Raw genomic sequence first — 12,443 nt, 5'->3', positions numbered from 1 at the left:
ACAGAGACTTCGATAAAGGGTGTCGTTTATGCCAGCAATTGTCGGGCCTATAGCTATCAATTCCATATCGGGCGGAGTCGTAAACTTTGGTGATTCCTTTTACCTTTCTCCGAAAAGCTCTTCAAAATCTGCGCTCGGTTCGGGAGCAGGAAACACGGGAGATTTCCTTCTATTAAATAACGCAGTCAACGCGACAAATTATATAGACCCCGATGTCAACGATCAGGATATGGTTGGAAACGGATAAAAGCAGCCGCTCTGCAAAGAGAGGGCTGCTTTTTAGTCATTTTTTCTTTTTTCGTTCATTTGATTTCTTTGTTTTGATCAGCTTCTCAGGCGGCTGTTTTCTGATCCATTTGACAAACCGGGCAAGCTCTGGATCGCTTCTGAGTTCAGCCATTCCGTTTAAACGTACGGCGAGCTCTTGATTGGTATATAAGGCATGAATCTGTTTATGGCAAGGAATACAGAGCATCGCTGTCGGCAAAAACGTTCCGCCTTCCTCTTTCGGTGTGAGATGATGCTCTGTCAGCTGGACATTGCTCCGGCCACACAGCTCACATATTCCGGCAGTCTGCTTTGCCATATCCGCTCCTCCCTTACATCAACTCAAGTGATACCCGCGTACCGCGGCCGCTCGGTTCAGCCGGATGGACGATCAGCTTTTTCGGAAGCCGTGCACGCAGTTCCTGCACATGGCTGATGACACCGACAGCCAGATTGTCTGACTGAAGTTTTTCCAAGGCCGTTACAACCGTATCAAGCAGATCTTGATCCAGTGTGCCGAAGCCTTCATCTAAGAAAAAGAACTGAAGCGGGTATTCCCCGCGAAGCTGAATCTGCGCAGACAGCGCAAGAGCAAGTGAAAGCGAGGTGAGGAAGGTCTCTCCTCCAGACAAACTGGAAACCGGGCGTCGTACGCCTCCATTCGCATCATCCCGCATCACGAAGCCGCCTTCTGAATCTACTTCGATGGCATAGCGCTGTCTTGTCAGCATACTGAGTCTTGCTGAAGCGTCCCTCGCAACGCTTTCAAGCTGCTCCTCAGCTAAAAATTCGACGAAGGTATTGCCTTTAAACACAGCTTGCAGCTTGTCCAGCCTGTCGATATGCGTCTGCCATTTTTTCAGTTCAGCTTCAATTTCATTAAACCGTTTATGATGGTCGCGAATGACAGCCAGTGCTTTTGCTGCCGCGCCTTTTTCCTCTATAGCAGCGCCAAATGCGTCCTCAGCTTTTTGTAATGCTGCAACGGTTTCGTTCCATTCGCTCTCTGATAATGCTCTGCCGGCAAGTATCTCTGCTACTCGTTTTAAGTTTGCAGCATTTTGCTTCAGTTTATCCATAAACTGGTCTATGCCGGTTTTCATCTTTTCAAGTTCATCAGCTGGGATGAGACTTTGTTCAACCTCCTCAGTCCGGGTAATGGAGGTGTTTTTTGTATGCTCAAGCCAAGCAGCTTTTGCTTTTTCGAATCTGCCCTTCGCCTCTTGAAGAGTGAGCTCGCTTGCCGAAGCGCGGCTTTTCGCCTGGTTGAGCTTCATTTGGGCGCTTTGCAGTTCTTCATATAAAGATTGTTCTTTTTCCTTTAACAGCTTTAGATCCTGCTGGACAGAGCGGAGTTTGATTTGAATCGAATCTCCTTTTGCATAATCTCCGAGTTCGTGCTCATAATCAGCTATCACGCTCTTGATGCGTTCAGCCGCATAATGAAGCTCCAGCTTTTCCCGCTCAAGCCGGTGTCCCGATTCCCGCAGTTTTTCCTTTTGTGCTTCATGCTCAGCAAGAAACGTGATACTCTTCTCAATTCGTTTTTCACATTCTTCTGCAGCCCGGTCCTTTTCTTCAATGGCTTGCTGCCATTTTTCTGCTTCGTCCACAGATTGATTCTGAAATGCTTCTTTAAACATGTTCAGACTGCCGTCCATTGAGGATTGAAGCTCGCTGATGATGCTTTCAATACGGTCAGCTTCTCTTTTTTCAAAACCGATTTTTTCATTAAGCTGCTCGGCCTTTTTTAAAGATTCCTGATAGGCGCCGATCATTTGTGCCATTCGTGTCTTAACAGAAAGAATGTCCTGCTTGATTCGTTTCCATTCGAATTTGGCAGTTTCAAATGCTTCATACACCGGCTGATGTTCGAAGGAAGCTGCCGCTTCAAGGTTCTGTGCTTGAATTGTCTGCAAAAACGGACACTGTTCAATAAAGCGCGCGGACTGTTCTTCAAGCGTAATTTTGGCTGAAAGAATCTCCTGGCTGAGAGCTGCAGCTTCCGTCAATAACACATCTGTCCGTTTGATGTCCTCTTCAAGATGGCTGTCGGCTTCATACGTTTCATGTACTGAGGCAGATGGATCATGATCGGTTGAACCGCATACCGGGCAAGGCTTTCCGGCAGTCAGCTTTTGGGCTAACTCTTTTGTCAGCAGTGCCACCCTTGCTTTTTCACGCTGTAAGTGAAGCGTGTGTTGACTCTTTCTAGCCTCTTCCGTCATATGTGTTAATGAGCGTTCCGTTTCGCACACCAAATGGTACACAGTTTGTACAGCCTCATATGCCTGAATGATGTTGTTTTCTTCCGCTTCCGTCTTTTGAACGAGTGTATTCTTCTCTTCATTCATCTTCTGCAGCACGAGGTTCAATTCTTCACTTCGTTTTTTCTCTTTTTTGATTTGCTCCTCGGTTTGTCTGATGCGCAATGCCATTTCTGCAGCCTGATGGCAGCTTTTTCGCTCATTGGATGTCACCTGCAGGGATTTGAGCTGCTGTTTCAATTCTGTCTGTCTGTTTTGCCCTCGTGTCAGGCGGTCTGTTACGGTCTCCAATTCATTCATGACAGATTGAAGAGCCTCTTCTTTCTGCCGAAGGTCAGCCTTTTTGCGCTCTTCCTCTTGCTTGGCCTCACTCAGTTTGATTTCGATTTCCTGCAAGCGTGAAAGCTGTTCCTGTTTGGCTAAAAGCTCAGGCTCTTTCTCGCTTTTATGCTGGCGCCACGCTTCATACTCTTCATGTTTTTGCTGAAAGAAAGCTGTCCGGTCTGCTAAATCCTTTTGGGCTAGCGTTTGTTCCTTTTCAGCTTGCTCCTCATGCTGGATCGCTTCTGCGTACCGGTCCGCATAGGGCTTAAGGGCTGCTGCTGTTTCTGCTTCCAGCAGGCGTTTTTGCATGCTGTCTATATGCGGCTGTTCTTCTGCGAGACGTTTTTCCTCTTCTTCATAAGCGGATTTTTCCTTTTGGACATTCCATATCTCCTGATGCTCTGTAAACCGCTCCTTCGCCTGATCACGGTTCTTCCTCATCGCTTCCAGCCGGGCTTCAGCTTGTTCGAGAGCCTTTTCAGCCTGCTCCACTGCCTCTGAGCTCGCCTCACCGAGACCGGACTGTTCAGCAAGCATTTCATTTTTTCTCGCATTGGCTTCCTGCGCCTGCCGTCTCAGCTTTTTCACAAGCCTGTCTCCATATTGCTCCAAATTAAATAAACGCTGAAGCATATGCCTGCGCTCTGCCCCTTTTAAAGACAGAAATTCAGCAAATTTCCCTTGGGGCAGCACCACCGCTCTCGTAAAATCGTCGATCGTCAGCCCTAAGAGCTCCTCAACTCTTTTATTCACTTCGCTGGCTTTATCAGCCAGCACCGTATGCTCGTCCTTGATTTCGATGAAGCGGCAAAGTGCCGTTTTTACCTTCATTTCATCCGTTCTCTTAAACACACGCTCGACTTTGTATGAGATTTGGTGATTCGTCTGAAGCGCAAAGGTAAAGGAAACAGACAGCGTATCTTCCGCCTGGTTTAAGATACCGTGCGTATTATTCGCCGCCCGTTCCACCTTTCCGTATAAAGCAAGCGTCATTGCGTCGAGAATAGAGGATTTACCGCTTCCTGTCGGGCCGAAAATGCCGAAAACACCGGCACCGGAAAGGCCTTCAAAATCTATCGTCTGCTCCTCTCTAAAGCTGTGGAGCCCCTTAATGCTTAAGGCGATCGGCTTCATTTCGCATCCTCCTCTTCAACGCCTGATGCAAGCTCTAAAAACAGCTTCACCATTTCTTCATCCGGCACCGCACCGCCAGTTTGTTTTTCATAAAATTTCTTAAAGCGGTCCTCGATTGAGACATGTTTAACCTCGATCCGTTTCCGGTCTTTGTTCTGTTCTTCAAAAACCGGCCTGATATGGATAAAGCCCGGGTGCGCCTTCCGCAGCCTGTGAATCTCTTCAAGTGACAGCTGGTCCGCGACACGGATTTCCAAGTCAATCCAAGCATTCTGATCTCTGCCTTCATCCAGCCAGCTGTACACCTCACTTAATCCATTTGCCGCTTTCCACTTCACAAGTGGCTTGCCGCTTGATAATAACACCTCTTGCCAACTGGCCTCTTCCCCAGGCTTTGCGTCCACAATCGTCACTGATTTAGCGTAGCCCGCTTCAGAAAAGCTGTAGGCGAGCGGAGATCCTGAATAACGCGCAAGCGTCCTCGCCCGCTTGATCGTTTGCGGGCGATGCAAATGGCCGAGCGCAACGTAAGCGGCATCTGCCGGCAGGCTTTCAGCAGCCACCGTGTATGCACCGCCGACTTCAATCGGCCGCTCTGAATCGGTTTGGTTTCCGCCTGCCACATAAATATGGCTGGCGGCAATCTTCACTGCATCGGTCCGGAACCGGCTTGTCATATGCTCAAACGCCTGCCTGATTTTCACATCATAGTGATCACGGAGCAGCTTTTCATCAAACGTATCGGATAGCACTTCATTTAACCGCGCTTCAGATGGGTACGCCAGCGCTCCAACCGCCAAAAGCTCTCCTGCTGAAGGCACTTCAATATGAATCGGCTCTGTTGTCGGATAACCGATTAAATGAATGCCGTTTTCATGTGTCAGCGGTGAAGCGGCGGACAAACGGTCAGGATTATCGTGGTTTCCGGCAATGACGACGATCGGGCGCTTTCCTCTGTCGCTAAGCGCAGACAGGCTTTCATAAAACAGCTGCTCGGCTAAAGCTGGCGGGTTTACGGTGTCAAATGCATCCCCCGCCATTACAATGGCATCGATCTGCTCATCCTTTACAATCGTATTTATTTCATCCAGCACATCGGCCTGTTCACTCAGCCTGCTTCTTCCTTCAAGCGTTTTTCCAAGATGCCAGTCAGCCGTATGTAAAATCCGCAAATGCTTTCACCTCTCTTTTATATAGAAAACGAGACCCGCTCCGCCTGAAATTCCGGAGCTTTTGGATCTCGCTATAATGTCAGAATGTGCCCTCCGTCAAAGAAATAAAGCGCACATCCCTTTACCTTTGTTTTTGCAATTTGCTCCACTGCCTTCGTGTACAGCTGAATTTGCGTTTCATATCGTTTCTTCAAGATCGGGGCCGCTCCTTCAAATCCATGCTGGAATTTGCCCTCAATCCGGTCCGACTTATAATCCAATAGATATAATCCGTCCTCAGTTTCATAGAGACAGTCAATGATACCCTGCACTAAAAGCGGCTCATCTGCCTCCTGTGCATCAGGATAGATCTCCTTGGCCGGAAGCGCTAAGCTGAATGGTATTTCCCTGTCCTTCCACTTTGCGCCGATCAGCTGTCCGCCGATTTCTGTATGGAAAAATTGCACGATTTCTTCTATATCAATTGCGTCTTTTTGTTCTTCAGTGAGAAGCTCTTTTTCATAAAGCCTGTGAACCGTCTGCTCAGCTTCTTCTATCGACGGCACATGTGACAGCGGGATATGCTGCATAACCGTATGCATGGCAGTCCCTTTCTCTGCCGCTGTCAGGCCTTTTTTCATCATAAAAGCGGGACGTCTGTACAGAATGCTTCCATCAGCCGGTTTTACAGGGGCCCTGCCGCTGTATTCATCCTCGTACTCTCTTTTTCTTTTGATCTCAGAAACCGATTGCTTTGTCCGAATTTGCGTCACCTCGTGATGCGGGTATGTCCAGCTCAGCTGCTCGCGGACTTTTTCATCAAACGCAAACGAGCCGGGAACTGATTCACCTCGGCGGATCGCTTCTAGGCGCTCGCTTTTTTCTTCCATTCTTTCTTCCAGATCATCATCAAGCAAATCATAGGAATGGATCATTTGAACGGCAAAACGAGCCGGGTGATCTGAGATGTCAGCGTGTGCTGGCACACCAGCCAAATCCTCCAAGTCTCTGTGCCTGGCAAGAGCCGGCCCGATGAAATCTAGATACGTTTTCGCCTGATAGCGGTCAAATTCTGGCAGAAGCCAATCCGTTTGGGACGCGGATGCCTGCCATTTTGCAAGCTGTTTCTGATGATCCTTACATGAGCCAATCAGAAACAGCTTTTCCTTCGCTCTCGTTAATGCAACATAGAGAACACGCAATTCCTCTGACAGCAGCTCCCTGCGCATTTTTTTCTTCATCGCAATGAGCGGAAGTGTCGGATAGCTGATGCGTAATTGCGGATGAATATACTTCGTGCCAAATCCGAGCTCCTTATCCAGCAGGTACGATTTGTTCAAATCCATCATGTTGAAATTCCGGCCGAGACCTGCTGCAAACACGACTGGAAATTCGAGCCCTTTGCTGCTGTGAATCGTCATTAAGCGGACAACATCCTCCTGCTCGCTGAGCGCTCTCGCCGTACCAAGATCATCGCCCCGCTCCTGCATGCGTTCGATAAACCGCAGGAAACGGAACAAGCCGCGAAATGCCGTTGATTCATATTGACGCGCCCTGTCATAAAGAACACGCAAATTGGCCTGGCGCTGTTTTCCGCCCGGCATCCCGCCGACATAATCCATATATTTGGTGTCGCGGTACACTTCCCAAATCAGCTCAGATACTGAGTGGTTTTTCGAAAACGCGCGCCATTTTTGCAGATGTCCGTAAAACGTATTTAGCTTTTGATAAAGCTCATCGTTCCGGTCACCAGCAGCCAGGTAGTCTTTCATCGCCTCATAGTACGGCGCTTTTTTATTTTCAAGCCGGATCAAAGACAGCTCGTTTTCATCTGCTCCGACAATCGGTGAGCGCAGCACAGAGGCAAGCGGTATATCCTGATACGGATTATCAATCACCTTCAGCACAGAAAGCGCGACGGCGACTTCGACCGCTTCAAAATAGCCTGACGTTAAATTGGCGTAAACCGGTATGCCCTGTGCTCTCAGCTCCTCCATGATTTGCGGAGCCCACGGCATCGAACGGAGCAAAATCACGATATCTCGGTATTGAATATTGCGATGTGTTTTCTTTTTTCCGTCATACACCTTAAATGGCGATGAAATCAGCTTGCGAATTTCCTTAGCGATGGCTTTTGCCTCAAACTGCACCGTTTCAAGCTCTTCTGCTTCCTCGCTTGCATCCGTATCTTCTGCGTTGTCGATCAGCAGCAGCTCTGTTTCCGTCTCGTCATTGTCCGGATACGCTGCACCAAGCTTCAGCTCAGCCTGCTCGTCATAATCGACCTCACCGATTTTGCCGCCCATCAGCTGTTTAAATAAAAAGTTTGTGCTGTCTAAAATATCAGCCCGGCTTCGGAAATTTTTATTTAAATCGATTTTCCGCCCCGTGCCTTCTCCGCTCTCTGTAAACCGTTTGTATTTAGAGAGGAAAAGAAGCGGCTCCGCAAGCCTGAATCGATAAATCGACTGTTTGACATCTCCTACCATAAACAGGTTACCAGTCTCCTCCGGACCGCTTGTGACGAGCTGCAGAATCGATTCCTGCACGAGGTTGGTATCCTGATATTCGTCAACGAGCACCTCATGAAACTGTTTCTGATAAAACCTTGCAGCCTCGCTCGGCTCACGTTCACCTTTGTCATTCTCAGCTGTCAAAATCGCTAAACAGTAATGCTCCAAATCCGAAAAATCGATGATTGATTTTTCCTGTTTCGCAGCTTCGAATCGTTTTCCATAGCTGATGACAAGCTGTACGAGCGTTTCAATGACAGGCTTCATCTCGGCTAGGCTTTTCAAGTGCTGTTCAGGACTTCGCGTGAAGTAGTCGGTTTTGAGCTTTTCAAGCAGTTTTTTTGCGCCGTTCCTCAAATCTGTCGCCTCATCAAGGAGCGCTGGATCGAACTCATCCCCTTTTACTGCTTTGGCACGCTTAAAAGAGACGGCGGGCACCCGCTTATATAGTTCACTGAAATCGTCCTGATGCTGAATCAGTTCATCAATCTGAGCAAGATCATCAAGAAAATTGTCAGCACGCGGCGCCGGGCCGCCCGGCGCTTTCGTCAGCTCAAGCGCGCGCAAGAGCTTTTCCTTCGCCCCGTTAAGCACCATTGCAATATCTTCTTTGACATATTGATAAAACGGCAGCTCCTCGATGGCGCTCTTTTCTGATACATCATACAAATGAACAAAGCTTTCCAGCCACGCCTCCGGGTTGGGATGGGATCGGGAATACTCGTACACCTGTTTAACGAGAAATTGCAGATCCAGATCATGCCGGTCTGTCGTATAGCGGTCAACAAGCTCAAAAAACGCCTTTTCACCCTTTGCGTATTCGTCTTCAAACAGCTCGTCAAGCACTTCATCCCCGAGCAGCTCGCCTTCCGTCTGATCAGCTATCCGAAAGCCCGGATCAAGATCGATCAAGTAGTAATATTTCTTCAGCACTTGCAGGCAAAAGGAATGGAGCGTCGAAATGCTGGCCCGGTTTAAAAGAGACAGCTGGCGTCTAATATGCAGCGAGCCGGGGCGCTGTACAAGCTCTTTTTCCAAGGCTTCCGCGATTCGGTGCTTCATCTCTGCCGCTGAGGCGTTTGTAAATGTCACAACGAGAAGACGGTCTACATCTATTGGGTTTTCCTCCGCGGTGATTTTCCGAATCATTCGTTCAACGAGCACAGCGGTTTTACCAGAGCCCGCAGCCGCTGCCACAAGAATATCCTGGCCGGTTGAAACAATGGCATTCCATTGGTCATCTGTCCATGTGCTGTCTGCCGGTTTAGGAATGTTCATTGCCATCCGCCTCCTTTTTTATCCACTCAAGTATTGTCTTGTCCTTTTCAGCCTTTAATGGGCGATACTCGTTTTCTTCCAGTGATTCATCAAATTGGCATACTGATTTGAACGCACAGTATGTGCACGGCGTCTTGTTCTTCATTTTGTACGGCTCAATGGATACGCGCCCGTCGGTGATTTGTTCGCCCGCTTCCTGGAAGGTGCGGCGCACATGCTTTGTCAAAAGATCAAATTCCTTTTCACCGACTGCTGCCGAGTCTGATCTAAGAGATCCGTCTTTTTTCAAGCCGGCGTTTATGATATTTGAACGTCCCTCTTGAAGGGTTGTATCCATGAGGCGAACCACTTCCTGATCACCGAGGAGCAAGCCCTTCATTTTAAATTTCTTAAAAATCTCCTGTTCAATCTCGTCAAGCCCAAGCGGGAGATTAGATTGAATCATCGGGTCATGAATATGGAAATACAGCACTCCGGCAGGCGTCGCCCTCATCCCGAGCCAGTCAGCTGAATGTGTGATCGATAAATCAAGGTACGTCAGCATTTGCAGTGCCAATCCGTAATATACTTCCGCTAAGTCAAGGCCTTTGTCGCTTGATTTATAATCGACAATCCTGAGGAGCAGGCCTTTTGAGCTTTCAGCCTTATCAACACGGTCAATTCGCCCGACGAGTTCCATCGTACAGCCGTTTTTCAGTTGAAAGGTCAGCGGCGGAAGCGGCCCTTTTCCTCCAAAGCCCAGTTCAAGCCCGATCGGTACGAATCCGCTCGCTTTCGCATGCTCGCTTAAAATGCCGGACACACGTGTCACAATTTTTTGCAGTTTTTCCTTCACATAATAATGCCGGTTTGAGCTGAGCAGAATTTCCTTTTGCAGTTTCGGTGCCAGCCGCTCTACCGCATCATAGGAAAACAGCTCGCACTGCTCCTTCGTTAAATCGCGCCAATCCAGCTTTTGCTCACGCAGCCTGTCAGAAATCAGCTTTAAGCTGGAATGAAACAGCTGGCCGATATCCGGTGCTTCAAGCTTGAAGAATTGCCGTTCCTTCAAATGCAGCCCGTGTGACGCAAAATGGGAAAACGGGCATGCGTTAAAGGTTTCCATTCTCGATACACTGCCCTGAATGCGTTCACCATAGAGCTGTCTCGACACGCTGCGTTCAAGCTGCTTCACTTCATTCCGGAAAAACAGGCTTGAGAACAGCTTTTTCGATTGCAGCCTGTCCGGCTCACTCATCAGCACGTTGTACGTGCTCCACCAGACGTCGCTGATGTCGTATTCCCGAGTCCATAACCTGAGCTGGCTCGCGGTAAAGGACTGTGCCACGCTTTTATTCACAACATACATCAGCTGTTCCTCATCGCTGACCTGTTCAGGTTCATTTGTTAACAGGCGCTCCTTATGATGCGGAAACAGTTCTTCCAGCCGCTTAACGATCATCGACGGCAAAAGCGTTTTTCCTTCCGCATCAGCAATCGGATACGATACGTAAAGCCGGTCAGACGGACTTGAAAACGCCATGTAGATGAGGAAATGCTCATCAAGCAAACGCTCCCGTCCGCCTGAGGATAGCTCAACCCCAATCGTTTTCAGCCATTCCCGGTCATCATCCGACAGGACCCCGTTTTCATCAGGGCGTGCCGGCAGAACGCCGTCGTTTGCCCCGAGCACAAAGGTGCAGGAGGTGCCATACATTCTGGACAAATCCATATTGCCGACAAACACCTGGTCAAGCGCAGGCGGAATTAGAGAAAATGTAAGCGACTCCGCGCCGGTTTCTATCATTTGCTGAAACAAATCAAGAGAAATCTCATCATCTCCCATCATTTCAACAAACTCCTCAAGCAGCTGAATGACTGCGTCCCACGCCTGCTGATGCTGCTGCGCTTCAATGATTCTGCCGTCTTCCTCAGCACGCTGCCTTTCCTGATCCAGCTTCAGCGGCACATCCGTCTCTTCTAAATAACGATAGAGCGCCTCCGCCTTCTCTTGAACCGTCTTCGCTTTTTTCATGCGTTTTTGAAGCTGAAAAAGCGGCGGAACAATCCAATCGCGGGTGTCATTCAACATGTTTTCCATTTCGATTTCCTGATCAGTCTGCGCAAAATCATCATCCAATGACACAAAACGCCTGTATTGGAACCGATCGCCCTTTGTCCAGCGGTCGCCTTTAATACCATAGGCGATACAGTAATTTTCGAGCTGATCGACCTGTTCTCTCACTTTGGCCTTCGGTTCATTGAGCGGGAATAGCAGTTCGGTTTTCACGCAGCGAAACACCGCTTCATAACGCCAATTCCCTTTCAGAACATCAAGGCTTGACCGGATAAATTCAATTAACGGATGGTTCAGCATGGATGCTTTTCCGTCAATGAAATAAGGAATCTCGTAATCTGCGAAAACTTCCTTCACCATATCCTTGTAGTCTTCCGGCTGGCGCGCAAGAATGGCTACATCCTTATAGCGATATCCCTTCTCTCTGACTAGGGCGTGAATTTCCCGGGCAATGCCTTCCAGCTCAGCTCGTCTGTTTGCGGCCTGCATCACAGTAAGGGCTTCTTGTTTTTCTGCGTATGGAACGGCCGGACGCGCTTCATACTGTGCCTCTAGATGCGCCAATTCCGGCGTCTTTGTATGCCGCTCAGTCCCGCTCAGCTCTTTATACGTAATGTCCAAATTCAGTTCCTTCGCCTTCTGATGCAGGCGGTAATAGGTTTTCCCCGTCATTCTGAACAATTCCAGTTCATGCGGCTCCCGCTCATATGACGGCTTGTCCGCTGTGAGCGAAAACGTGATATGCTCCGCATGAACCATAAGCTGCTCCAACACCCTGAATTCCTGCGGTGTAAACTGATAAAAGCCATCCACATAGATATGGGCGCCTTTTATATCTTCCGCAAGCGGGATATGCTCTGCCAGCAATGTCAAATAATCCTCAGAGTGAAGATATTGATCTGCGAGGCTTTTTTCCATTTGCTGATACAGAATTGATAAGTCATGGAGCTTTTCAGATAAAACACGTTCTCCACGATACTCGGAAGCCGTTCCGCTTTCCGCCATCCGGCGGATATCCTCCGGTTCCAGACAATAGCGCTTAAACTCTGTCAGCATCCGCTCAACCTGTGCGGTAAACCCGCTTTTGTCACTCGCTTTTTGATAGACTTTGAACTCCTGTTTATGCTCCTCAATGAGCTTCCGCAGGAGCATTTGTACGCCGGTGCTCGTCAGAAACGGCCTGCTCATTCCTCCCGTATGCTGGAGGACGCGCCAGGCCAATCGTGAAAAACTGAACACTTGAGCGCGTATCATCCCGCCCATATCTGGCGTTTTAGCAAGCTCGTATTCCATTAAAAACGTCATTTGATCCGGGACTAGAAAAATGATCGGCTTCCCGAATGGAGCCCGGCGCAATTCATCCTGAATGCTGTTGATGATCAGCTTCGTTTTTCCACTCCCGGACCTGCCTACTAAAAACTCTGCTCCCAAATTAGAATACCCCTCTCTTTTT

The 12,443-nt window shown here is 48.7% G+C and carries 6 protein-coding genes; 1 reads left to right on the top strand and 5 read right to left on the bottom strand.

Annotated elements, in window-relative coordinates:
- The first annotated feature begins 28 nt into the window (after nt 1-28).
- The gene (locus tag MHB62_RS05680) at nt 29-247 is read left to right on the top strand and encodes a spore germination protein (protein ID WP_003233096.1); all 219 of its coding nucleotides are present in this window, start codon (nt 29-31) and stop codon (nt 245-247) included.
- A 36-nt stretch (nt 248-283) separates the two neighbouring features.
- On the opposite strand, the gene hlpB is transcribed toward MHB62_RS05680, so the two are convergent.
- The 5 genes from hlpB to addB form a co-directional block, all read right to left on the bottom strand.
- Nucleotides 284-586 (bottom strand): HNH nuclease-like protein HlpB, encoded by a 303-nt coding sequence (gene hlpB, locus MHB62_RS05675; protein WP_015252406.1) that lies wholly within the window; start codon nt 584-586, stop codon nt 284-286.
- 13 nt (nt 587-599) lie between these two features.
- Nucleotides 600-3,992, bottom strand: coding sequence for an exonuclease subunit SbcC (gene sbcC / locus MHB62_RS05670; RefSeq protein WP_032721299.1), 3,393 nt, complete (start codon nt 3,990-3,992; stop codon nt 600-602).
- Complete coding sequence (sbcD, locus tag MHB62_RS05665; RefSeq protein ID WP_032721297.1) at nt 3,989-5,164, bottom strand: exonuclease subunit SbcD; 1,176 nt, start codon at nt 5,162-5,164, stop codon at nt 3,989-3,991. Before sbcD ends, sbcC begins: the two co-directional genes overlap by 4 nt.
- Nucleotides 5,165-5,235: 71 nt before the next feature.
- The gene (addA, locus tag MHB62_RS05660) at nt 5,236-8,934 is read right to left on the bottom strand and encodes a helicase-exonuclease AddAB subunit AddA (protein ID WP_032721294.1); all 3,699 of its coding nucleotides are present in this window, start codon (nt 8,932-8,934) and stop codon (nt 5,236-5,238) included.
- A complete protein-coding gene (gene addB, locus MHB62_RS05655; protein ID WP_032721292.1) occupies nt 8,921-12,421 on the bottom strand; it encodes a helicase-exonuclease AddAB subunit AddB in 3,501 nt (1,166 codons plus the stop codon). The genes addA and addB overlap by 14 nt, the downstream gene beginning before the upstream one ends.
- Nucleotides 12,422-12,443 lie beyond the last annotated feature (22 nt).

The sequence above is a fragment of the Bacillus sp. FSL K6-0255 genome (assembly GCF_045040725.1).
Classification (GTDB): domain Bacteria; phylum Bacillota; class Bacilli; order Bacillales; family Bacillaceae; genus Bacillus; species Bacillus subtilis.
Note: the sequence above shows the minus strand (reverse complement) of the source record. Positions and strands in the feature narration are given on the sequence as shown.